The 21267-nt window shown below is 66.5% G+C and carries 23 protein-coding genes; 8 read left to right on the top strand and 15 right to left on the bottom strand.

Going from position 1 to position 21267, the window contains the following annotated elements; genetic code table 11:
* Window positions 1-4: 4 nt before the first annotated feature.
* The 3 genes from AC10QF_RS18960 to folB all read right to left on the bottom strand — a co-directional run bounded on the left by AC10QF_RS18960 (window position 5) and on the right by folB (window position 4024).
* A complete protein-coding gene (locus tag AC10QF_RS18960; protein WP_053498698.1) occupies window positions 5-2179 on the bottom strand; it encodes a glycoside hydrolase family 3 N-terminal domain-containing protein in 2175 nt (724 codons plus the stop codon).
* 128 nt (window positions 2180-2307) lie between these two features.
* Window positions 2308-3579, bottom strand: coding sequence for a mechanosensitive ion channel family protein (locus AC10QF_RS18955; RefSeq protein WP_494542681.1), 1272 nt, complete (start codon window positions 3577-3579; stop codon window positions 2308-2310).
* A 91-nt stretch (window positions 3580-3670) separates the two neighbouring features.
* Entirely contained in the window at window positions 3671-4024 is a 354-nt protein-coding gene (gene folB, locus AC10QF_RS18950; RefSeq protein ID WP_005415016.1) for a dihydroneopterin aldolase, read from the bottom strand.
* A gap of 520 nt (window positions 4025-4544) precedes the next feature.
* Here folB and AC10QF_RS18945 point away from each other — a divergent pair.
* Window positions 4545-5198 carry a hypothetical protein gene (locus tag AC10QF_RS18945; protein ID WP_494542680.1) on the top strand — a complete coding sequence of 218 codons (654 nt, stop codon included), beginning with the start codon at window positions 4545-4547 and terminating at the stop codon, window positions 5196-5198.
* A 33-nt stretch (window positions 5199-5231) separates the two neighbouring features.
* Here AC10QF_RS18945 and tsaD read toward each other — a convergent pair whose 3' ends face one another.
* Window positions 5232-6257 (bottom strand): tRNA (adenosine(37)-N6)-threonylcarbamoyltransferase complex transferase subunit TsaD, encoded by a 1026-nt coding sequence (gene tsaD, locus AC10QF_RS18940; protein WP_494542679.1) that lies wholly within the window; start codon window positions 6255-6257, stop codon window positions 5232-5234.
* Window positions 6258-6423: 166 nt separating this feature from the next.
* Between tsaD and rpsU the strand changes: the two genes are divergently transcribed.
* The 6 genes from rpsU (at window position 6424) to AC10QF_RS18910 (ending at window position 11570) form a co-directional block, all read left to right on the top strand.
* The gene (gene rpsU, locus AC10QF_RS18935; protein ID WP_002808376.1) at window positions 6424-6639 is read left to right on the top strand and encodes a 30S ribosomal protein S21; all 216 of its coding nucleotides are present in this window, start codon (window positions 6424-6426) and stop codon (window positions 6637-6639) included.
* A 133-nt stretch (window positions 6640-6772) separates the two neighbouring features.
* Entirely contained in the window at window positions 6773-7216 is a 444-nt protein-coding gene (locus AC10QF_RS18930) for a GatB/YqeY domain-containing protein (protein ID WP_005415013.1), read from the top strand.
* Between the two features lie 104 nt (window positions 7217-7320).
* Entirely contained in the window at window positions 7321-8241 is a 921-nt protein-coding gene (locus tag AC10QF_RS18925; RefSeq protein WP_005415012.1) for a YihY/virulence factor BrkB family protein, read from the top strand.
* A gap of 61 nt (window positions 8242-8302) precedes the next feature.
* Complete coding sequence (gene dnaG, locus AC10QF_RS18920) at window positions 8303-10042, top strand: DNA primase (RefSeq protein WP_111177586.1); 1740 nt, start codon at window positions 8303-8305, stop codon at window positions 10040-10042.
* Between the two features lie 27 nt (window positions 10043-10069).
* Entirely contained in the window at window positions 10070-10570 is a 501-nt protein-coding gene (locus AC10QF_RS18915) for a protein tyrosine phosphatase family protein (RefSeq protein WP_005415010.1), read from the top strand.
* A 28-nt stretch (window positions 10571-10598) separates the two neighbouring features.
* Window positions 10599-11570, top strand: coding sequence for a bile acid:sodium symporter family protein (locus AC10QF_RS18910; protein ID WP_065179432.1), 972 nt, complete (start codon window positions 10599-10601; stop codon window positions 11568-11570).
* 114 nt (window positions 11571-11684) lie between these two features.
* Here AC10QF_RS18910 and AC10QF_RS18905 read toward each other — a convergent pair whose 3' ends face one another.
* The 5 genes from AC10QF_RS18905 to AC10QF_RS18885 form a co-directional block, all read right to left on the bottom strand.
* Complete coding sequence (locus tag AC10QF_RS18905; protein WP_111098418.1) at window positions 11685-12491, bottom strand: calcium-binding protein; 807 nt, start codon at window positions 12489-12491, stop codon at window positions 11685-11687.
* Window positions 12492-12633: 142 nt separating this feature from the next.
* A complete protein-coding gene (gene cyoE, locus AC10QF_RS18900; protein ID WP_053498710.1) occupies window positions 12634-13527 on the bottom strand; it encodes a heme o synthase in 894 nt (297 codons plus the stop codon).
* Window positions 13528-13531: 4 nt separating this feature from the next.
* Complete coding sequence (locus AC10QF_RS18895; protein WP_065179434.1) at window positions 13532-14695, bottom strand: COX15/CtaA family protein; 1164 nt, start codon at window positions 14693-14695, stop codon at window positions 13532-13534.
* A 10-nt stretch (window positions 14696-14705) separates the two neighbouring features.
* Window positions 14706-15275: a redox-active disulfide-containing membrane protein gene (locus AC10QF_RS18890; RefSeq protein WP_494542678.1), complete on the bottom strand. Its 570-nt coding sequence runs from the start codon at window positions 15273-15275 to the stop codon at window positions 14706-14708.
* 96 nt (window positions 15276-15371) lie between these two features.
* Complete coding sequence (locus tag AC10QF_RS18885; RefSeq protein WP_065179435.1) at window positions 15372-16088, bottom strand: SURF1 family protein; 717 nt, start codon at window positions 16086-16088, stop codon at window positions 15372-15374.
* A 57-nt stretch (window positions 16089-16145) separates the two neighbouring features.
* Here AC10QF_RS18885 and AC10QF_RS18880 point away from each other — a divergent pair, with 57 nt between their 5' ends.
* Window positions 16146-16364 carry a twin transmembrane helix small protein gene (locus tag AC10QF_RS18880; protein WP_049416782.1) on the top strand — a complete coding sequence of 73 codons (219 nt, stop codon included), beginning with the start codon at window positions 16146-16148 and terminating at the stop codon, window positions 16362-16364.
* Between the two features lie 20 nt (window positions 16365-16384).
* Here the strand turns inward: AC10QF_RS18880 and AC10QF_RS18875 are convergent, their stop codons facing one another.
* From AC10QF_RS18875 to AC10QF_RS18850, 6 genes are read right to left on the bottom strand one after another with little or no spacing between them, the layout of a single operon-like run.
* On the bottom strand, window positions 16385-17260 hold the full coding sequence (locus AC10QF_RS18875; RefSeq protein ID WP_119706025.1) for a cytochrome c oxidase subunit 3: 876 nt from the start codon (window positions 17258-17260) through the stop codon (window positions 16385-16387).
* Window positions 17261-17273: 13 nt separating this feature from the next.
* Complete coding sequence (locus AC10QF_RS18870) at window positions 17274-17864, bottom strand: cytochrome c oxidase assembly protein (protein ID WP_053498717.1); 591 nt, start codon at window positions 17862-17864, stop codon at window positions 17274-17276.
* Window positions 17861-18127, bottom strand: a complete 267-nt coding sequence (locus AC10QF_RS18865) for a hypothetical protein (protein ID WP_111177578.1) — start codon at window positions 18125-18127, stop codon at window positions 17861-17863. The genes AC10QF_RS18870 and AC10QF_RS18865 overlap by 4 nt, the downstream gene beginning before the upstream one ends.
* Before the next feature lie 8 nt (window positions 18128-18135).
* The gene (gene ctaD / locus AC10QF_RS18860) at window positions 18136-19743 is read right to left on the bottom strand and encodes a cytochrome c oxidase subunit I (protein ID WP_005407790.1); all 1608 of its coding nucleotides are present in this window, start codon (window positions 19741-19743) and stop codon (window positions 18136-18138) included.
* A 59-nt stretch (window positions 19744-19802) separates the two neighbouring features.
* Entirely contained in the window at window positions 19803-20759 is a 957-nt protein-coding gene (gene coxB, locus AC10QF_RS18855; protein ID WP_053498721.1) for a cytochrome c oxidase subunit II, read from the bottom strand.
* An 11-nt stretch (window positions 20760-20770) separates the two neighbouring features.
* Window positions 20771-21247, bottom strand: a complete 477-nt coding sequence (locus AC10QF_RS18850) for a DUF2244 domain-containing protein (RefSeq protein ID WP_021202927.1) — start codon at window positions 21245-21247, stop codon at window positions 20771-20773.
* Between the last annotated feature and the right edge of the window lie 20 nt (window positions 21248-21267).

The raw sequence follows: 21267 nt of genomic DNA, 5'->3' as shown, positions 1-21267 counted from the left end.
CTGATCAGGCCTTCAGCAGTTCGAACTGCACGGCTTCGCCGGCGGCCGACGAGGCGCAGACCCACAGGTCGAACTGGCCCGGCTCGGCACGCAGCACGCCATCGCGGCCGGTGAACGCCAACTGCTCGCGGGTCAGGGTGAACACCACGTCGGTCGACTCGCCCGGCTGCAGTGCCACCTTGCGGAAGTCCTTCAGTTCGCGCACCGGACGCACACGGCTGGCCACGCGGTCGTGGATGTACAGCTGCACCACTTCCTCCCCGGCCACATCACCGCTGTTGGTCAGCGTGGTGGTGATGGTCAGGGTGTCGTCCCAGCCAAGCTGCACAGCACTCAGCTGCGGCACGCCGTAGGCGAAGGTGGTGTAGCCGATGCCGTGGCCGAACGGGTACAGCGGCTCGTTCGGAATCTCGCGCCAGCGGGCCTTGAACTCCGACATGGTCGGCAGCTCCGGTCGACCGGTGCGCGGGTGGTTGTAGAAGTACGGCTGCTGGCCGGACACCTGCGGGAAGCTGACCGGCAGGCGGCCGGACGGGCTGTAGTCGCCGAACAGCACATCGGCCACGGCGTGGCCGGTCTGCGTACCCAGGTACCAGGTCACCGCCACGGCCTGCGCATTGCGCACCGCGCCCTGCAACGCCAGCGCGCGGCCATTGCGCAGCAGCACCACCAGCGGCTTGCCGGTCATCGCCACGGCCTCGGCCAGTGCCTGCTGTGCCGGCGGCAGGGTGATCTCCACGCGCGATTGCGCTTCACCGCTGTAACGCTGCGGTTCGCCCAGCGCCAGCACCACCACATCGGCGCGCAGCGCGGCAGCCACCGCCGCTTCGGTACCGCCCGGAATGGCCGCTTCCAGTTCGCAGCCCGGCACGATTTCCAGCAGCGCTTCGTCGCCGATGGCGGCACGCACGCCGGTTTCCAGGTCGACGTAACGCTGCTTGTCGCCGAACAGCGTCCAGCAGCCTTCGATGTTTTCGCGGTCCTGCACGAACGGGCCGATCAGCGCGATCTTCTGCCCGGTCTTCTGCAGCGGCAGCACGTTGTCGCGGTTGTTCAGCAGCACGATCGAACGGCGCGCGGCATCGCGCGACAGTTCATCATGCGCAGCGATATGCGAGGTATCCGCTTCGCGCGCCGGGTCCAGCGAACGGTACGGGTCGTCGAACAGGCCGATGGTTTCCTTCAGCCACAGGATGCGGCGCACGCCTTCATCCAGCACCGCCATCGGCACTTCGCCGCTCTCGACCAGGCCCGGCAGGTGCTCGGCGTAGAAGCCGCTCTGCATGCTCAGGTCCAGGCCGGCGGTGAACGCCTTGGCGGTGGCATCGCGGTCGTCGGCGGCATAGCCGTGGGCGACCAGCTCCATGTCGGCGGTGTAGTCGGAGATCACCACGCCCGGGAACTTCCATTCGCCGCGCAGGATGTCGGTCAGCAGTTCAGCGTTGGCACTGGCCGGCACGCCGTTGATGTCATTGAACGAGGACATCACGGTGATCGCGCCGGCCTCGAAGGCGGCCTTGAACGGCGGCAGATGCACATCGCGCAGGGTCTGCGGCGAGATGTCCACCATGTTGTATTCCATGCCGGCCATCACCGCGCCGTAGGCGGCGAAGTGCTTCGGCGTGGCCAGCAGCGAATCGGCGGCGCGCAGGTCGCTGCCCTGGAAGCCACGCACGCGGGCGGCGGCGAACGCACAACCCAGCACCACGTCCTCACCGGCACCTTCGGCACCCCGGCCCCAGCGCTGGTCGCGGGCGATGTCCACGGCCGGGGCATAGGTCCAGTGCAGGCCGGCAGCGGTGGCTTCGATGGCGGTGGCGCGCGCGGTGCGCTCGGCCAGGTCCGGCTCGAAGCTGGCGGCCTCGCCCAACGGAATCGGGAACACGGTACGCATGCCGTGGATGACGTCGGCGGCCAGGATCACCGGGATGCCCAGGCGGCTCTCCTCGGTGGCGACCTGCTGGATGCGGCGGCCCAGCTCGGCGCCCACGCCATTGAACAGCGAGCCGACCTTGCCCTCGCGCACCTGCTGCAGCACCTGGTCGGCATTGCGCACGTTGGCTTCCGGGTTCACGTCCGGGGCGAACGGGCGGACCATGTCCGCGAAGACACCCAGCTGGCCGACCTTTTCCTCGACGGTCATCTGGGCAATGAGGGATTCGATGCGATCGGAGGCCACCGGCAGTCCTTGATGAAAACGTTTACAAGCCCGGCATTCTAGCGATCCCGAGCCATTTGGCGAGAGGTTTCTTCGTTCAGTTTCAGCCAACAGCGGGGCCCGTATGGTCCCACCGGGAGCACCGCAGCTTACTCCGAGCCGGCCATCTGGCGCTGCCCGGCCATCAACATGGCATCGCTGGAGGCCTGGAACACCCGCAAGCCGAACGCCGGCAGAATCGCCAGCAGGTGGTCGAAGATGTCCGACTGCACGGCCTCGTACTCGCTCCAGGCGGTGCTGCGGGTGAAGCAGTACAGCTCCAGCGGCAGGCCTTCGGTGGTGGGCTGCAGCTGCCGCACCAGCAGGGTCATGTCGGTATGGATGCCCGGGTGGCTGCGCAGGTAGCGCTCCACGTAGGCGCGGAAGGTGCCCAGGTTGGTCACGCGGCGGCTGTTGACCTCGGCCACGCCCTGCTCGCGCAGGCGCCCGTTCCACTGCCCCAGCTCCTGTTCCTTCTCACGCAGGTAGTCGCGCAGCAGCGCGAATTCGCCGAGGAAGGCCAGGTCGCCCTCGTCCAGGAAGCCGACGCTGTGCTGGTCCAGGTACAGCGCGCGCTTGATCCGGCGGCCACCGGCCTCCTGCATGCCGCGCCAGTTCTTGAACGACTCGGTCACCAGCTTCTTGGTCGGGATGGTGGTGATGGTCTTGTCGAAGTTCTGCACGGTGATGGTGTGCAGGGCGATGTCGATGACGTCACCGTCGGCGTTCTGGCTGGGCATCTCGATCCAGTCGCCGATGCGCACGCGGCCATCGCCACTGATCTGCACGCTGGCCACCAGCGACAGGATGGTGTCCTGGAAGATCAACATCAGCACCGCCGTGGCGGCGCCAAGGCCGGTCACCAGCGGGCCCAGCTTCACCCCAAGCAGGGTGGCGACGATGGACAGGCCGGCGGCCACGAACACCACGATCTTGACCACCTGCAGGTAGCCCTTGATCGGCTTGTTGCGCGCATCGGGCTTGCGCTCGTACAGGCTGTTGGCCGCGTCCAGCGCATGCGAGAACGCCATCGACACCGTCAGTACGGCCCACACGATGCACAGCTTGATGATGACGTTGACCAGGCTGGGCGGCAGGTCGGGGATGAGGGTGATGCCCGAAGCGATCACCTGGCTGGGCACCACGTTGGACAGGCGCGAAATCACCCGCATCAAGTGGCTGCCGCGGCCGGACTCGGCACCTGGCAGGCGCTGCAACAGGCGCCGCAGGCCACGCAGCAGGATGCGCTTGGTCACCCAGTTGGCCAGGCCGGCGGCGATCAGCAGCGCCGAGATCATCAACGCCAGGTAGGCGCCGGGATAGGGTTCCAGTGTGTTCTGCAGCCGTCCCAGCCACTGTACCGCCACCACCGCATCCACCATCAGTTGTCTCCTGTCTGTTTCGTTGTTGCCAAGGTTGCCGGCCAGCGGCCGGCACTACCGGGGTTTCCGGCCGGCGGCCGGATTTACCGGGTCAGTCCCGCGAGCGTTCGATGATCACGCCCACCGCGCGCGCGCCGCGCACCGCGCCGGGCTTGCTCAGCTTCAGGCGCAGCCACTTCACGTCGAATTCGTCCAGCACGATCTGCGCGCAGCGCTCGGCCAGTGTCTCGACCAGGCCGAACTCCGACTCGCGCACGAACTGCTCCAGGCGCTTGCTCACCGCCTTGTAGTTCAGGGTGTGGGCGATGTCATCGGTGGCCGCGGGGCGACGGTTGTCGAAGCCCATTTCCAGGTCGAACACCAGGTCCTGGCGGATCCGTCGTTCCCAATCGTAGATACCGATCAGGGCGTCGATCGTCAGCCCTTCGATGAAAACCTTGTCCATTGCGCTTACCGGCACGAATACAGGCGGCCATGGTAACGGCACGGCGGTGAGCCTGCCCGGAACGGGCGGTGGGCGGCCGGCAGGGACGCGGCTCCAGAAAAGACAAAGGGCCCCACTAGCAGGGCCCTTTGGTACTACCGTTTGTCCCCGGGGGGAGCTGTTGAACAGCCGCGGGTCCGGTGGCGCAGGCTTTGAAATTGAAGCAGGTCAGGCCTGCTGATCAAGAGGCGATTACGACTGTGCCGGTGTCTCAAAAGACAAAGGGCCCTGCTAGCGGGGCCCTTTGGTACCTCTCAACGTCCCCAGGGGAAGCTGGAATCCAGCCGCGAGTCCCGGAGCACACGCCGCAAGGTTAGGAGTGCACCCCAGACCAGTCAATTGGCAAATGCGTCACGGCAGACGACCGGCCGAAAAACCGAGCCGATCCACGAAATAACACTGACGATCATGATGCCGTTTTCTGATGTTCCTGCCTCGTTCCCAGGGTCAACGTGAAACCACGTTCCCTGGGAGTGAGTTGATGAAGAAAAGCAGGATCCTGCAGGCAGCACTATCCCGGCAGAGATGGTCGACCTACGAGCGCATCGCTTCTCGTTGCGTATCCGATCCCGCCACGCTCTATGCCTGGAACATGCAGATGTGTGCTGCTCTCCTGCCACCGTTGCACATCTGTGAAGTTGTGATCCGCAATGCAGCCGCTACGGCGCTGGTGCATCGTTATGGTCGATGCTGGCCCTGGCATCCAGCGCTGCTGCGCAGCCTTCCTGCCGAAGGCGCCCTTGCCTCGCTATGCAAAGTCCGCGGCAGCGCCGGAGTTCCGCGGGATGTACCGGAGGTCATCGCCAAACTGCGATTCGGCTTCTGGCAGCAATTGTTCGCTCGACGGTTCGAGCATTCGATCTGGGCCGGGACCATGGGCCTGGCGCTGCCACACGCACCCTCGGTGCCGCTGTCCGTCCTTCGTCGGTCCATCCATGCCGACCTCGACCGCATCCGCCACCTGCGCAACCGCATCGCCCATCACGAGCCCATCCTCGAGCGCGACATCGGCGCCGACCTGGCCGCGATCGGGCGGCTGATCCATGCCCGCTGCCCACACACGCTGGGCTGGCTGCAGCGCCATGAGCGGGCGACGACGGTATGGGCGGCGTCGCCGTTGGCCGGGCGTCCGTAAAGCGTCCGCCGGGCGTGGCCCGGCGCTACCGGCTCAGACCGCCGGCAGGGTCGCCATGTCCCAGCGCGGGGTCACATCCACCTTCGGCGGGCTGTGCTGGCCAGCCTGCAGCCGCAGTGCGCCAGCGAAGGCGATCATCGCGCCGTTGTCGGTGCACAGTGCAGGCCGCGGGAAGCAGGCGCGGCCGCCGAGGCGCTCGGCCATCTGCTGCAGGCGGGCGCGCAGGCGCTTGTTGGCACCTACACCGCCGGCAACCACGATCACGTTGGTCCCGGCCGCTTCCAGCGCGCGCTCGCACTTGATTGACAGGGTCTCGACCACCGCGTCCTCAAAGCCCCGGGCAATGTTGGCGCGGGTCTGCTCGCTCTGGTCGCTGTCGCGCCAGGCCATCAGGACCTGGGTCTTCAGGCCGGAGAAGCTGAAATCCAGCCCCGGGCGGTCGGTCATCGGCCGCGCGAAGCGGTACGCGCCCGGCGTGCCCTGCTCGGCCAGCCTGGCCAGCTGCGAGCCGCCCGGGTACGGCAGGCCCATCAGCTTGGCGGTCTTGTCGAAGGCCTCGCCAGCCGCATCGTCCAGGGTTTCGCCCAGCAGGCGGTATTGGCCGATCGCGTCCACCGCCACCAGCTGGGTATGGCCACCGGACACCAGCAGCGCCACGAACGGCGCTTCCGGCGGGTCGTCTTCCATCAGCGGAGCCAGCAGGTGGCCTTCCATATGGTGTACGCCGACGGCCGGTACCTCCAGCGCCCAGGCCAGCGATCGGGCCACGCCGGCGCCGACCAGCAACGCGCCGACCAGACCGGGACCGGCCGTATAGGCGACGCCATCGATATCGCCTACACCCAGACCGGCGTCGGCCAGGGTCTGGCGTACCAGTGGCAGCAGCTTGCGGACGTGGTCGCGGCTGGCCAGTTCGGGCACCACGCCACCGTATTCGGCGTGCAGGGCGATCTGGCTGTAGACCGCATGGGCGCGCAGGGCCGCGCTGCCGGCCAGGTCGGTGTCATACACCGCCACGCCGGTCTCATCACAGGAAGATTCGATGCCAAGGACTCGCATGCCTGCTATTATGACGCCCCTGCCGCCCCCTCGGGGGACGTGCAGATCTCACTGCTTTCGAACCGCCGGCCCGTATTCAGGGTTGGCCGCTTGCAGTTTGTCGATTCGCCGCTATAATGTGCGGCTCGCCGGGCGTGACCCGGTTCTACTGTGTCCCGGAGATTCCATGCCCAGCGTCAAAGTCCGCGAGAACGAGCCCTTCGAGTTTGCTCTTCGCCGCTTCAAGCGCACTTGCGAAAAGGCCGGTGTGCTGGCCGAAACCCGCAAGCGCGAGTTCTACGAAAAGCCGACCCAGGAGCGCAAGCGCAAGGCCGCCGCTGCTGTGAAGCGTCAGCTGCGCCGCTCGTCGCGCGACGTCACCAAGCGTCAGCGCCTGTACTGATCGGACGCATCTTCATTGCGGCGGGCCTGCCCGTCGCGATGGAGCCGAAGCCGGCACGCGCGAGCGTCGCCGGCTTTTTGCGTTTCCGGGTTCGGGCATCCGCCCCGCCCCACCTACCACCACGAGGTTCCTCATGAGCATGAAGCAGCAGCTCACCGAAGACATGAAGGCCGCCATGAAGGCGGGCGAGAAGCACAAGCTGGGCGTGATCCGCCTGATCAATGCCGCCATCAAGCAGCGCGAAGTGGACGAGCGCATCGAGCTGGATGACACCGCCGTGATCGCCGTGCTCGACAAGATGGTCAAGCAGCGCAAGGACTCGGTCAGCCAGTACGAAGCGGCCAACCGCGAAGACCTGGCCGAGATCGAGCGCGCCGAGATCGTGGTCATCGAAGCCTATCTGCCGGCCAAGATGGGCGAAGCCGAGATCGTGGCCGCCATCCAGGCCGCCATCGCCGAGACCGGCGCCTCCGGCCCGGCCGACATGGGCAAGCTGATGGGCGCACTGAAGCCCAAGCTCGCTGGCCAGGCCGACATGGGCCTGGTGTCCAAGCTGGTCAAGCAGCAGCTGGCGTAATCCGGTACCGGAGTCGGATCCCTTTCGCAACGCGAAAGGGCTCTGACCCCATTGATGCACCCGCTTCACCGCGCCTTCGTTGGCCGCCTGCTACAACCACACCCATGGTTGAACCCGAGCCCAACGTTCCCGTGTCCCTGCACAAGTACCTCAAGCGCCTGCAGGACAGCTTTCCGATGGCGGTGGCCAAGCGCTTCATCGACGTCGACGTGCTGACCCAGGCCGCCTCCGTTTCCTTCTACGCCCTGCTGTCGATGGCCCCGCTGCTGGTGCTGCTGCTGTGGTTGACCGCTTCGCTGTACCCGCCGGCACAGCAGGCGCTGATCGACCAGATCAGCTCGGTGGCTGGCAGCAGCGCGGCTACGGTGGCCGAAACCGTCTTGAAGAACGCCGACAACCAGCCCGACGTCGGCTCGTTGGCGGGGCTGTGGAGCACGCTGCTGCTGTTCGTCGGCGCCACCGCCGTGTTCGCGCAGCTGCAGAACGCGCTCAACCTGATCTTCCGCACCAGTGGCGAGCGCCTGGAGGGCATCAAGGCCTGGCTGCGCAAGCGTGTGTTCTCGTTCGGCGTGGTGCTGGCCCTGGGCTTCCTGCTGATCCTGTCGATGACGGCCACCACGGTACTGCAGGTGGCCTTCGCGCAACTGCCCTCGATCCTCCCCGCGCTGGGGTACGTCACCAGCCTGCTGCTGTACGCGGTGGGGTTCGCCTTCATGTACCACTACCTGCCCGACCGCCGCGTGGCATGGCGCCAGGCCTTCATCGGCGGCGTCATCACCTCGGCACTGTTCGCACTGGGCCGCTACGGCATCGGCGTCTACATCGCCACCGTGGCCCCCGGCAGTGCCTACGGCTCGATGGGCGCGCTGGTGATCTCACTGGTCTGGATCTATTACGCGACCGTGGTCTTCTTCGTTGGCGCGCTGATGACCGCGGTGATCGATGAGCGCCTGCGCGCGCGCCATCACCTGGCCGCCGCCGGCATCGATCCGGCCACCGCCAGCCAGGTGCCCGACAGGGGGTAAACTAGGGCAACCGCCCCCGGTTCCGTCGCGTGGTCCTGTACCGCGCCCTGCCCTGTTGCCCATGGCCCGTATCCCCGACGCTTTCATCGACGACCTGCTGGCCCGCACCGACATCGTCGAGGTGGTGGGCAGCCGCGTGCCGTTGAAGCGCCAGGGCAAGGAATACGCCGCACGCTGCCCGTTCCATGACGAGCGCTCGGCCTCGTTCACGGTCTCGCCCACCAAGCAGTTCTATCACTGCTTCGGCTGCGGCGCGCACGGCACCGCGATCAGCTTCCTGATGAACTACGACCGCCTCGAGTTCCTCGACGCGGTGGATGAACTGGCCAAGCGCGCCGGCATGGAAGTGCCGCGCAACGAGAATCCGCGCAGCCCCCAGCAGCAGGACGACAGCCGCGAGCTGTACTCGGCGCTGGACGCCGCCACCAGGTTCTTCCAGAAGAATCTGGAAGGCAGCGAGAAGGCACGCGCGTATCTGGAAAGCCGTGGCGTGGACGAAGCGAACCGCGCGCGCTTCCAGATCGGCTACGCACCGGATGGCTACAGCGGCCTGCGCGATGCGCTGGGCAAGGACGAGCGCCGCATGAAGCTGCTCGACCGCGCCGGCCTGTTCTCCAAGAACGATCGCGGCCACGTCTACGACAAGTTCCGCGACCGGGTGATGTTCCCGATCTTCGACCGTCGTGGCCGGGTGATCGCCTTCGGCGGCCGCGTGTTCGAGAAGGACGACGGCCCCAAGTACCTCAACTCGCCCGAGACCGCGCTGTTCCACAAGGGCCGCGAACTGTACGGCCTGTGGCAGGTGCGCCAGGCCAACCAGAAGATCGAGCGGTTGATCGTGGTCGAAGGCTACATGGACGTGGTCTCGCTGTTCCAGTTCGGGGTCACCCAGGCGGTGGCGACGCTGGGCACGGCGACCACGCCGGACCACGCCGAGCTGCTGTTCCGCAACGCGCCGGACGTGTTCTTCTGCTTCGACGGCGATGCCGCCGGCCGCCGCGCCGGCTGGAAGGCCCTGGAGTCGGTGCTGCCGCGCATGAAGGATGGCCGCCAGGCGTTCTTCCTGTTCCTGCCCGATGGCGAGGACCCGGACAGCATCGTGCGCAAGGAAGGCGCCGAGGCCTTCAACGAGCGCCTGAAGCAGGCCACGCCGCTGTCGCAGTTTTTCTTCGATGAACTGACCCGCGAGATCAACCTGGGCACGCTGGACGGCAAGGCACGCCTGGCCGAACGCGCAAAGCCGATGCTGGCGCAGATTCCCGACGGTGCCTTCGGCGACCTGATGAAGCAGCAGCTGGCGCAGCTGACCGGCCTGGGCGGCACTGCCCAGGCCACGCGCGCGCCGATGCCGCAACGCCAGCCACAGCGGACGATCCAGCCGGTGGCCAAGCGCAGCCTGGTGCGCGGCGCGATCGCCGTGCTGCTGCAGCAGCCGTCGCTGGCGCTGACCCTGGGCGGAAAGCATCACTTCCAGGGCCTGCGACTGCCGGGCGTGGAGCTGCTGCTGGAACTGCTGGGGCTGGTCGAACAGCGCCCGGACATCAGCACCGGCGCCCTGCTGGAACACTTCGACGGCCGCGAGGAACAGGCGTCGCTGCACACCCTGGCGGCACAGACCCTGCCCGGCACCGAGGCCAGCTGGACCCAGGAACTGCACGACGCGGTGGCACAGCTGGAGAAACAGCTGCTGGTGCAACGTCTGGAAGAGTTGTTGGCAAAGCAGCGCCAGCAGGGCCTGGATGATACTGACAAATACGAACTGCGCGAGCTGCTGAAGGCCCGCGCCGGGCTGCGCCTGTAGCGGCAGAACGTTTTCACGGAGAGGACCATGCTGCTGCGCCTGACCTGCCTGCTGTTGTTGTCGCTCTGCCTGCCACTGGCGGCCCTGGCCGCAGATGGCCCGCTCAATGAAGTCCGCCCGGGCCTGTATGCCGGTGGCCAGCCCTCCGCCGCACAACTGCGCGAACTTGCCGCGCAGGGCGTGCGCACCGTGATCGACCTGCGCCAGCCCGGCGAGGACCGGGGTTTCGACGAAACGCGCGTTGCCGAATCATTGGGCCTGCGCTACGTGCGCATTCCGGTGGCCGGTGCCGAGGGGCTCGATGCCGCCAACGTGCGCGCCGTGCACCAGGCCCTGCGGCAGAGCCAGGGGCCGGTGCTGCTGCACTGTGCGTCCGGCAACCGCGCCGGCGCCGTGCTCGGCCTGGTCAACGCACGCTACGAACATGCCAGCCCCGAACAGGCCCTTCAGCTGGGCCAGCGTGCTGGCCTGACCTCGCTGGAAGCCGCCACCCGCCAACGCCTGGCCACGCCGGTCACCTCGCCCTGAACCCTCCGCACCAAGGACTCTGCCCACCATGACCCGCTGGTGGTCGCGCCTGCGACCGGACAACTTCACCCTCGCCCTGCTGTGCACCGTCGGCCTGGCCTCCCTGCTGCCGATGAAGGGCGCCGCCGCCATCGTCCTGGACGATGTCACCACCGTCGCCATCGCTGCACTGTTCTTCCTGCATGGCGCGCGCCTGCCACGTGAGTCGATCATTGGCGGCATGCTGCACTGGCGGCTGCACCTGACCATCCTCGCCTGCACCTTCCTCCTGTTCCCGCTGCTCGGGCTGATGTTCAAGCCGCTATCGGGCTGGCTGCTGACCCCGGAGCTGTACCTGGGCGTGCTGTTCCTGTGCACCCTGCCCTCCACCGTGCAGTCGTCCATCGCGTTCACCTCGATGGCGCATGGCAACGTGCCCGCAGCGGTGTGCAGTGCCTCGTTGTCGAGCATTCTCGGCGTATTCCTGACCCCGCTGCTGCTGACCGCACTGGCCGGCACCTCCGGCGGCGTGCACGACCCGCTGCATGCGATCGGCGGCATCATGCTGCAGCTGCTGGTGCCGTTCGTGGCCGGCCACCTGCTGCGGCCGTGGATTGCCGGTTGGGTGGAAAAGCAGCGCGCGCTGCTGCGTTACACCGACCAGGGCACGATCCTGCTGGTGGTGTATTCAGCGTTCGGTGAAGCGGTGACTGAAGGCCTGTGGAGCAAAACGCCGCTGCTGTCGTTGCTGGCCGTGGCGGTCGTGGCCGCCGTGCTGCTCGGCATCGCCATGCCGCTGATCACCTTCATCGCCCGCCGCCTGCGCTTCAACCGCGAGGACGAGATCGCCATCGTGTTCTGCGGCTCGAAGAAGAGCCTGGCCACCGGCGTGCCGATTGCCAAGGTGCTGTTCGCCGGCGGCAGCCTCGGCGCCATCGTGCTGCCGGTGATGATCTACCACCAGATCCAGCTCATCGTCTGCGGCGTGATCGCGCAGCGGTACGCGAAGCGCGCGCCCTGACCCGACGGGAGGACATCCACGCATGGCGTGGATCTGTTGTAGAGCCGAGCCCGCGCCCGGCTGACACCTGTGATCCGGAGTAGATCCACGCCATGCGTGGATGGTTGCCTGACGCTACGGATCCACCAGCGTCCCGACGCTCAGTTCCGGCATCCATACCCACAGGTCGTACGGCCGTTCCGCCCCTGCAGCGACCCGCGGCCCCGTGGCAACCTGCTCTCGAAGTGGCCGCGCCATGCAACCGCCCGCGCATCCCCACGTCTGACCACGTTGCGCACCCAACCGCACGCTGTAGATATCCAGGTCCCGCAGCTGGGAGGCCATCGGCCGCCTCTGCATTTCCGGCGGCATACCTTCCGGCCGCCGCAGCATGGCGTGGACATTGCCAGTCAGCACCAGCATGCGTGCATTGTCTGGCAACCCTCGATAGAGCCGTCGCAACTCGGCTGCCATGAAGTCATCGCGCGCCTGGTTGCCGCCACTGCTGGCATTGACGTCATAGCCAACCACTTCTATCACGCGCCCCTGCGCCTTCAGCACACGCAGGCCTTCGATCATCGCCAGCATGTCACGGCTGCGGCGACCATCATGCTGGTCATCGCGCACGGTCCAGAACGCGCGCCCGCGCAGGTGCCGGCGCGCCGTGGCCCCGCCATCGGATTCCAGATAGCCGCGCAGCACAGGGTTCTCGGCGCGTGGCAGTTCCAGCGCCAGCAGGACCGGGCCGTTGCGGCTGTAGTCGTCCACCAGCTGGCGTACCAGCAATGGGGTCTCGCGGGTGCCGTGGAATTCGCCCAGTACCAGCAGGCGGTGCTCACCGGCATGCTGGCGGATCTGCGCGGCGGTGTCATCGGCATGCGCGGTGAGGGCCACACCCAGCGCCAGCAGCAGCGCAGCGGTCCAACGGAAGATCGAATGCATCCCTGCGCCTTCCTTTCCTTTGCGGTCAGGAACAGCAATGGCGACGCCGCTGGAAGAGATCAAGTGTAGAGCCGAGCCCACGCTCGGCTGCTCTTCCAATCTCCCCTCAGCCGAGCATGGGCTCGGCTCTACAGGTGGTGCTTCACAACCAGGGCAGGATCCAGTGGTCGACCAGCAGGAAGGCGAACAGCGCCATCAGGTACACGATGGAGTAATAGAACATCTTCATCGAGAACAGCTCATCCGGTGGGTCGAGCATGCGCCAGGCGTACCAGAGGAACACGGCATTGAGCACGATCGCGCCGCCCAGGTAGAACGCACCGCTCATGCCCACCAGGTAGGGCAACAGGCAGACCAGCGCCAGCACCACCGAATACACCATGATCTGCTTGCGGGTGTGCGCCACGCCGTGGGTCACCGGCAGCATCGGGATCTCCGCCTTGGCATAGTCCTCGCGGCGGAAGATCGCCAGCGCCCAGAAATGCGGTGGCGTCCAGATGAAGATGATCAGCACCAGCAGCGACGAGTATGCCCAGTCCGACGAGCCCTGCATGCCGGTCACCGCAGCCCAGCCCAGCATCGGCGGCATCGCGCCGGCCAGGCCACCGATGACGATGTTCTGCGAGGTCGCACGCTTCAGGTACACGGTGTAGATCACCGCGTAGCCGATCAGCGAGGCGAAGGTCAGCACCGCAGTGATCAGGTTCACCCACAGCACCAGGATGGTCATCGACAGCACGATCAGCACGCCGGCGAACACCAGCACCTGCCATGGCTTGACCTTGCCGACCACCAGCGGGCGCCACGACGTGCGTGCCATCTGCGCATCGATGTGCGCATCCAGCAACTGGTTGATCGCAGCGGCCGCCGAAGCGGCCAGCCAGATGCCGAGGAAGCCGAGCAGGCCGGCGCGCACCTGCTCCCAGCTGGGCACGCCCGGGACAGCCAGGACCATGCCGACCAGGGCAGTGAAGACAATGAGGGCGACGACCTTGGGCTTGGTCAGGTCCCAGTACTGGCGGTAGTTGGAAAACATGGAATCAGTCCGGGGCGCGCAGGCGGGCCAGCAGGCTGACCAGCACGAACAACAGGGCAACGGCCACGCCGTTGTGGGCCACGGCCACTTCCAGTGGCAGCGCCAGCTTCACATTGAGGATGCCGAGGGTGACCTGCAGCACCAGCAGCGCGATCAGCGCGCTGGCCCAGCCGCGCATGCTCGGCAACCGGAACAGGCGCACGCCCAGCCACAGCAGGTAGATGGCCACCACCGCCGCGAACAGGCGGTGCGCCATCTGGATGGCGATACGCGAGGCGCCATCCAGCACGCCGCCTTCGTAGTCCACGCCGATGCCACGCCACAGGGTGAAGCCTTCGACGAAGTTGTGCTGCGGCCACCACTGGTTGGCACAGCGCGGGAAGTTGTCCAGCGATGCACTGCCGCCGCCGCAGGCCAGCGCCGCGTAGTTGGCACTGACCCAGCCGCCGAGTGCGATCTGGGTGACCAGCACCGCCAGGCCGATGCGCAGCAGCCACTTCAGCTTCGGTGCCTCGGCCAGAGTGATCGGCATGTGCGTCGCACGCCAGGCCATCCAGGCCAGCAGCGCGAACATCAGCATGCCGCCCAGCAGATGGCCCATCACCACGATGGGCTTGAGCAGCAGGGTCACCGTCCACATGCCCAGCAGGGCCTGGAAGATCACCACCGCCAGGGTCAGCAGTGCAGCGCGTGCCAGGTCGATGTTGCTCCAGCGCAGCGCGGCGATCAGCAGGATCGCCTCGCCGACCAGAGCCAATGCGCTGGCGGTGCCATGCCAGCCCATCATGTACAGCGGTATGCCAGCGGCCACCAGCACGCAGGCGGTCACCACTGCCGTGGTTCCAAAGCGGCGCTTGCGCGTGGCCAGCAGGGCCAGGGTCAGGATCTCGATGCCCAGCGCGCCGGCCAGGAAGCGGTGCACCTGCTCACGCCAGGCCTTGTGGGTCTCCAGCGGGCGGATCTCCGCCGCCGGGTGGCCGATGGTCTCTTCCACGTGCTGCGGCCAGGTGGCCTGGCCATAGCAGGTCGGCCAGTCCGGACAGCTCAGGCCGGCATCGGACAGGCGTACGAACGCGCCGAACATGATCGTGCTCGCGGTCATGATCATGGCGAACCACGCCAGGCGGTGGAAATTGCGGTGCAGCGCCGGACGCGCGGAAAGGCTCATCAAACGGGACTCACTTCAGTTTCAGCAACGTGGCCATGTCCTTGCGCAGGCCACCCAGGTCGGAACCCGGGGCATGGCGCATGATCACGAAGCCGTTCGGATCGATCACGTAGACCGGCAGTCCCGCCGGATCATCGACGCCCGGCAACGCCGCGCGCAGGGCTGGCGACGGAGCCAGCGGCCGCAGCGCGGGCAGCGAGGCGATCGACGCCGGTGGCGTACCCAGCCACAGGATCTCGACATTATCGGCGTTATGGCCGAACAGCTGCCACACCTTGCCCAGTCCCTGCGACAAAGTGACGCACTGCGCGTCGCAGGCACCGGCCGGTGCCACCAGCAGGCGCCAGGTGCGGGCCTCGGGGTTCCAAGGATAGGGCTGGCCACTGGCCAGGGTCGGCGTCTGCAGGCGCAGATCGACCGGCGGCTTCAGCAGCTGTCCCGCATTGCGGTGGCCGGTGGGCTGCCAGCCGGAGAAGCGCAATACCGCGGCCAGCGCCATCGCCCCGAAGAACACGGCAAACAGCAGCACCAGGGTCCGGCGGCCGGAGCCGCGCGCCTGCGGGGACGTAGCAGTGTTCATGTGGGGCATTTTCTCATGGTTGGGTAAACGATGCCGGTAGTGCCGGCCGCTGGCCGGCATCCAGGAATCCGAGTGCGTGCCGGCCAGCGGCCGGCACTACCCGGCGATGGGCCGTCTCCTGCGCCGCTCCAGCACCAGCGCCACCACCAGCACGGTCAGGGCCAGGCCGAACCACTGCACGGCGTAGCCCAGGTGTCGCTGCGGTGGCAGCGTATTTGGCAGCAGGTCCATGTCACGCTCGTCGCCGAAGGGCAGCGCCGGGTCCAGTCGCAGGACCCGCTCGGGCAGTGTTGGCAGGCCCAGCGCTGCGGCGAGGCCCTCGGCCGGCAAGCGGCTGGCCAGCCAGCGCCCCGCCTCACCGGTGGCGGAGAACGGCGGACCCAGTACCAGCCCCGCCGAAGGCGGTGGCGCCAGCAACCCGCGCACCACCACCGGCGAAGGCGGCGCCGGTATGTCCGGCAGCGTGCGATCCGGCGGCAGCGCGCGCCAGCCAAGATCGACCAGCAGCACGCTGCCTTCGTCACTGCGGAACGGGCGATAGATCTTTACGCCGGCACGGCCATGCCGGGTCTGGTTGTCCAGCAGCACCACGCCAGGCAGGAAGCGACCGTGATCGGCCACACCGTGCAACGCACCGGGGGCTGCCAGAGCCTGGGCCAGCGGCAGCGCCTGTGCCACCGCTGGCCCCTGCGCATCCAACATTGACTGTTTGGCATGCATGCGCTGCAGCTGCCACAGCCCCAATGCAGTGAAACCGGCCATCGCCAGCACGGCCAGCAACCATCCGAGCACGCGTGTGTGCTGGCGCATCATGACAAGTCCGCACAAACGCGGTCAGATAGGCGCATCCACCCTGCCCTCGAGCCGCGCATGAGTGATTCGCTGAAGACCCTGCTGGTAATCGCGTTTCTGATCGTCATCGTCTGGAACCTGGGCGCCGGCCTGTATTACCTGCTGGTCGACCGCGGCCAGACCAAGCGCACGGTCAACGCACTGACACGTCGCATCGCGGTGTCGGTGGCGTTGATCGTACTGGTGATCGTGAGCATCTACATGGGCTGGATCAAGCCGCACGGCGTCGGCGGCTGAGGCCACCGATGCGTGCGTGGTCAAAGCACGTAGACGAACAGGAACAGCATCAGCCACACCACGTCGACGAAGTGCCAGTACCACGCGGCCGCTTCAAAACCGAAATGGTTGTCGCGGGTGAAGTGTCCCTTGGCCGAACGCAGCCACATCACGATCAACATGATCGTGCCCAGCAGCACGTGCGCACCGTGGAAGCCGGTCAGCATGAAGAACGTCGAACCGTAGATGCCCGAGCCCAGCGTCAGGTTCAGCTCCTTGTAGGCGTGGATGTACTCCTCCGCCTGCAGGGTCAGGAAACCGAGGCCGAGCACCACGGTCAGGCCCAGCCAGATCAGCAGCTGGCGGCGGTTGCCGGCCTTCAACGCGTGATGGGCGATGGTCAGGGTCACGCCTGAGGTGAGCAGGATCAGCGTATTGATCAGCGGCAGGCCCCACGCCGGGATGGTCTGGAAGGCACCACCGATCGCCGCCGGGCCATTGGTCGGCCATCCGGCGGAGTAGCCCTGCCAGAGCAGCTCGTTGGTCATCACCCCGCGGCCTTCGCCACTGAGCCACGACAGGCCCAGGTTGCGGGTGTAGAACAGCGCGCCGAAGAAGGCGCCGAAGAACATCACCTCGGAGAAGATGAACCAGATCATCCCCATCCGGAACGAGCCATCGACCTGGTGGTTGTAGCTGCCGGCCTGCGATTCGCGCACCACGTCGCTGAACCACCAGAACAGGGTCAACACCAGCATCGCGATGCCGATGTAGAACGTCCAGCGCCCCCAGCTGGCATCGTTGAGCCAGCTGGCCACGCCCACCATGGTCACCATCATCGCGATGGACCCCACGAAGGGCCATTTGCTCTGGGCCGGGACGAAGTACACGTTGGCGTCGGTCGGTGTCTGGGCCATGTCGGTATCCGGGTCAGGGTGCGGCGTGCGCGCCGTCCGAGGTGGCGGCCGGGGCCAGCCGATCGGACAGCGCGTCGTTGCGGTAGAAGGTGTAGGACAAGGTGATCGTCTTGATCTCCGGCGGCAGGTCCGGATCGACGATGAAACGCACCGGCATGTCGCGCTTCTCGCCGGCCTGCAGCGTCTGCGCGGTGAAACAGAAACATTCGGTCTTGCTGAAGAAGCCCGAGGCACGCGCCGGCGCCACCGAAGGCACCGCACTGCCGACCACCGCCTGCTGGCTGTCGTTGCGGGCGAAGTACAGCGCCTCGTTGAGTTCGCCGGGCACCACATCCATGGTCAGCTGCTCGGGATGGAACGACCACGGCAGGCGCGAATTGACGCCGCCATCGAACTCCACCCGCACGGTGCGCTTGCCAGCTGCAGCACCCGTACTGGCTTCACCACCCGGGCCGCGTTCCAGGCGCACGCCGAATACCTTCTCGCAGGCAATGCGGTACAGCGGCACCAGCGAGAAGGTCAGCAGGAACACCGCCACTGCCACGCCGATCAGGCGCGGCAGCCCGGCACTGGGTGACCGCGTGCTGGCCGGTGCCTCGCTCATCGGCCGATCACCCCGCTGAGGATGAAGCCGACGTAGACCAGCACCGCGATGGCGCCGACCCACATCGCCGTGCGCCGGGCACGCTGGCGTTGCTGTTCGATGCCGTGGTGTTGGGCTTCGCTCTGGCTTTGGTTCTGGTAGAGCCGACTGCTAGTCGGCTGCACTTCGCGAGTCGACTGACAGTCGACTCTACCGTTGGCCAGCACGCCGTCAGCCGAGCATGGCTCGGCTCTACAGGTCTGCAGTGGGCTCTCGTTATGCATGCCCCACCTCAATGCGTGATGTCGTCATGCGCCAGATCCCCCGGACGGATGGTCGGCGGCGTGGTGAAGGTGTGCGCCGGTGCCGGCGATGGCAGCGTCCACTCCAGCCCGCGTGCACCTTCCCAGCTGCGTGCTTCGGCCTTCTCGCCGTTGCGCAGCGACGACAGCAGGATCGCGGCCATCATGAACGGCGTGACGAACATGCCGAACGCACCGATCGAGCTGATCAGGTTCCAGTCGGCAAACGCTACGCTGTAGTCCGGAATGCGGCGCGGCATGCCGGCCAGGCCGAGGAAGTGCTGCGGGAAGAACAGCAGGTTGACGAACACGATCGACCACCAGAAGTGCACCTTGGCCCACTTCTCGCTGTACATCCGCCCCGTCCACTTCGGCCACCAGTAGTACACCGCTGCAATCAGCGCGAACACCGCGCCGGTCACCAGCACGTAGTGGAAATGCGCAACCACGAAGTAGGTGTCGTGGTACTGGAAGTCGGCCGCCACGATGGCCAGCATCAGGCCGGAGAAGCCACCGATGGTGAACAGGATGACGAAGGCCACCGACCACAGCATCGGCGCCTCGAACGTCAGCGAGCCCCGCCACATGGTGCTGACCCAGTTGAACACCTTCACCCCGGTCGGGATCGAGATCAGCATGGTGGCGAACATGAAGTAGATCTCGCCGCCCAGCGGCATGCCCACGGTGAACATGTGGTGGGCCCAGACGATGAACGACAGGAACGCGATCGCGGCGGTGGCGTACACCATCGCCTGGTAGCCGAACAGCGGCTTGCGGCTGAAGGTCGGGATGATCTCGCTGACCACGCCGAAGGCGGGCAGGATCATGATGTAGACCTCGGGATGGCCGAAGAACCAGAAGATGTGCTGGTACATCACCGGGTCACCGCCACCGGCGGCATTGAAGAAGCTGGTGCCGAAGAACTTGTCGGTCAGCAGCATGGTCACCGCACCGGCCAGCACCGGCATCACCGCGATCAGCAGGAAGGCGGTGATCAGCCACGCCCAGCAGAAGATCGGCATCTTCAGCAGGTCGATGCCCGGCGCGCGCATGTTGAGCACGGTGGCGATGATGTTGATCGCACCCATGATCGAGCTGATGCCGGCCACGTGGATGGCGAACACGCTGAAGGCCACGTTGTAGCCGCCCTGCAGCGACAGCGGCGGATACAGCGTCCAGCCACCGGCCGGTGCACCACCGGGCAGGAACAGCGTCAGCAGCAGCAGGCTGAAGGCTACCGGCAGCAGCCAGAACGACCAGTTGTTCATGCGCGGCAGCGCCATGTCCGGCGCACCGATCTGCAGCGGGATCATCCAGTTGGCAAGCCCGACAAACGCCGGCATCACGCCGCCGAAGATCATCACCAGCGCATGCACGGTCGTCATCTGGTTGAAGAACTCGGGCTTGACGAACTGCAGGCCCGGCTGCGCCAGCTCGGCGCGGATCACCACGCTCATCGCCGCGCCGATGATGAACATGATGAAGCTGAAACCCAGGTACAGCGTGCCGATGTCCTTGTGGTTGGTCGAGAAGAACCAACGCTCGAAGAAACTCTGGTGGTGATGGTGATCGTCGTGCCCAACTGCCGAGTGCGCCATTGCAAAACACCTCTCAGAATCGGTTGTCACCACGGCCGCGAGCGGCCGCGGGCTTTACATCACGCGCCGCTGGCCGCAACCGCAGGTGCATTGCCGGCTTCAGCAGCAGCAGGTGCCGCCGGTGCTTCGCCCGCAGGGGCAGCCGGTTCTGCAGGTGCCGCAGGGGGGGCGGGCTCGGCCGGCGGTGCAGGCTTGCGCTGCGCCAGCCACTGCTTGAAGTCCTCCTTGGACACCGCCTCGACCACGATCGGCATGAAGCCGTGGTCCTTGCCGCACAGCTCGGCGCACTGGCCGCGATACACCCCGGGCTGCTCGATGCTGGTCCAGGCTTCATTGATGAAACCGGGGATCGCGTCCTGCTTCCAGCCCAGCGCCGGCACCCACCAGGCGTGGATCACATCATCGGAAGTGATGACGAAGCGGACCTTGGTATCGACCGGCAACACCAGCCGGTTGTCGACGTCCAGCAGGTAGTGCGGATGACTTTCGCGGGTCGGCACGATGCCACTTTGCCGCACGCGGTCGGATTCCCGGTCCAGGCGACTGGTGAAGGTGACGTTCTCCCCGAGGTATTCGTACTTCCACATCCACTGGTAGCCGGTGACCTTGACCGTCATCTCAGCATCGCGGGTGTCGTACATCTTGATCAGGTTGGCCGTGGCCGGCCACGCCATCACGATCAGGATGATCACCGGGATCACCGTCCAGATGATCTCGGCCTTGGTGTTATGGCTGAAGGTGGCGGCGACCGCGCCCTTGGATTTGCGGAACTTGAAGATGGCGTAGGCCATCGCGCCGAACACGATGACGCCGATCACCGTGCAGATGATCAACGAAAGGTTGTTCGATTCCCAGGCCAGGCGCGAGGTCTGGGTCACCCCCTTGCCCATGTTCAGCTGCCACGGCTTGGGATCGGCCGCCTGGGCCCAGGCCAACGCCGGCATCAGTCCCCCGGTCGCCAGCACTGCGGCAACCGCGTTCACGCACTTCGTGCCCCACCTGCTGCTTTGCTTCATTGCCTAGACCCTTAGCGTCGTCGGTTGCCGCCATCGCTGGCGGCGAGCAAGCTTTCAAGTGTCTCTGCGAGCGTCTGACGTTCGGCCGGCGCGAGGAAACTCCCCACCTCCACCTGCCGGCCGCTGGATGCCAGCCGGACCCTCTCATCGTCGGTGAGCAGGCGCACCCAATGCGGGTGGGCCCGGAACACCGGCGATCCACCGGGTACGGGAATGACCTCCACGTACGCCGGCACTACCCGGATCTCCTCCTGTCGTTCACCGCTGCGCCACAAGGCACGCAGCGCCGCCGCCAGCACCAGGCTGTACAGCAGCGCGAACAGGGGGGCGAATGCATTGCCGGCCCACCACCCGAGGGCGGACACCAGCCACATCGCACCCGACAACACGGTGAACAACAGGACGAACTGCCGGGCATCGAGCGCCCGTGGGGGACGCAGCCGCAGCTGCGTACCTGACCCATCCGGAGCTGGAAGCACCTCGATCATGTCGCAACCGCGTTCCTGCC

This window comes from Stenotrophomonas maltophilia complex sp. Om-AH-Sm3 (genome assembly GCF_059337855.1).
Note: the sequence above shows the minus strand (reverse complement) of the source record. Positions and strands in the feature narration are given on the sequence as shown.

Bases quoted from the DNA above. Each gene is read 5' to 3' on its own strand.
- AC10QF_RS18955 (WP_494542681.1), bottom strand. From the start codon at position 3,579: ATGGTGGATGCGGTGGTGGCGGTACAGTGGCTGGGACGGCTGCAGAAC.
- folB (WP_005415016.1), bottom strand. From the start codon at position 4,024: ATGGACAAGGTTTTCATCGAAGGGCTGACGATCGACGCCCTGATCGGT.
- AC10QF_RS18945 (WP_494542680.1), top strand. From the start codon at position 4,545: ATGAAGAAAAGCAGGATCCTGCAGGCAGCACTATCCCGGCAGAGATGG.
- tsaD (WP_494542679.1), bottom strand. From the start codon at position 6,257: ATGCGAGTCCTTGGCATCGAATCTTCCTGTGATGAGACCGGCGTGGCG.
- rpsU (WP_002808376.1), top strand. From the start codon at position 6,424: ATGCCCAGCGTCAAAGTCCGCGAGAACGAGCCCTTCGAGTTTGCTCTT.
- AC10QF_RS18930 (WP_005415013.1), top strand. From the start codon at position 6,773: ATGAGCATGAAGCAGCAGCTCACCGAAGACATGAAGGCCGCCATGAAG.
- AC10QF_RS18925 (WP_005415012.1), top strand. From the start codon at position 7,321: ATGGTTGAACCCGAGCCCAACGTTCCCGTGTCCCTGCACAAGTACCTC.
- dnaG (WP_111177586.1), top strand. From the start codon at position 8,303: ATGGCCCGTATCCCCGACGCTTTCATCGACGACCTGCTGGCCCGCACC.
- AC10QF_RS18915 (WP_005415010.1), top strand. From the start codon at position 10,070: ATGCTGCTGCGCCTGACCTGCCTGCTGTTGTTGTCGCTCTGCCTGCCA.
- AC10QF_RS18910 (WP_065179432.1), top strand. From the start codon at position 10,599: ATGACCCGCTGGTGGTCGCGCCTGCGACCGGACAACTTCACCCTCGCC.
- AC10QF_RS18905 (WP_111098418.1), bottom strand. From the start codon at position 12,491: ATGCATTCGATCTTCCGTTGGACCGCTGCGCTGCTGCTGGCGCTGGGT.
- cyoE (WP_053498710.1), bottom strand. From the start codon at position 13,527: ATGTTTTCCAACTACCGCCAGTACTGGGACCTGACCAAGCCCAAGGTC.
- AC10QF_RS18895 (WP_065179434.1), bottom strand. From the start codon at position 14,695: ATGAGCCTTTCCGCGCGTCCGGCGCTGCACCGCAATTTCCACCGCCTG.
- AC10QF_RS18890 (WP_494542678.1), bottom strand. From the start codon at position 15,275: ATGAACACTGCTACGTCCCCGCAGGCGCGCGGCTCCGGCCGCCGGACC.
- AC10QF_RS18885 (WP_065179435.1), bottom strand. From the start codon at position 16,088: ATGATGCGCCAGCACACACGCGTGCTCGGATGGTTGCTGGCCGTGCTG.
- AC10QF_RS18880 (WP_049416782.1), top strand. From the start codon at position 16,146: ATGAGTGATTCGCTGAAGACCCTGCTGGTAATCGCGTTTCTGATCGTC.
- AC10QF_RS18875 (WP_119706025.1), bottom strand. From the start codon at position 17,260: ATGGCCCAGACACCGACCGACGCCAACGTGTACTTCGTCCCGGCCCAG.
- AC10QF_RS18870 (WP_053498717.1), bottom strand. From the start codon at position 17,864: ATGAGCGAGGCACCGGCCAGCACGCGGTCACCCAGTGCCGGGCTGCCG.
- AC10QF_RS18865 (WP_111177578.1), bottom strand. From the start codon at position 18,127: ATGCATAACGAGAGCCCACTGCAGACCTGTAGAGCCGAGCCATGCTCG.
- ctaD (WP_005407790.1), bottom strand. From the start codon at position 19,743: ATGGCGCACTCGGCAGTTGGGCACGACGATCACCATCACCACCAGAGT.
- coxB (WP_053498721.1), bottom strand. From the start codon at position 20,759: ATGAAGCAAAGCAGCAGGTGGGGCACGAAGTGCGTGAACGCGGTTGCC.
- AC10QF_RS18850 (WP_021202927.1), bottom strand. From the start codon at position 21,247: ATGATCGAGGTGCTTCCAGCTCCGGATGGGTCAGGTACGCAGCTGCGG.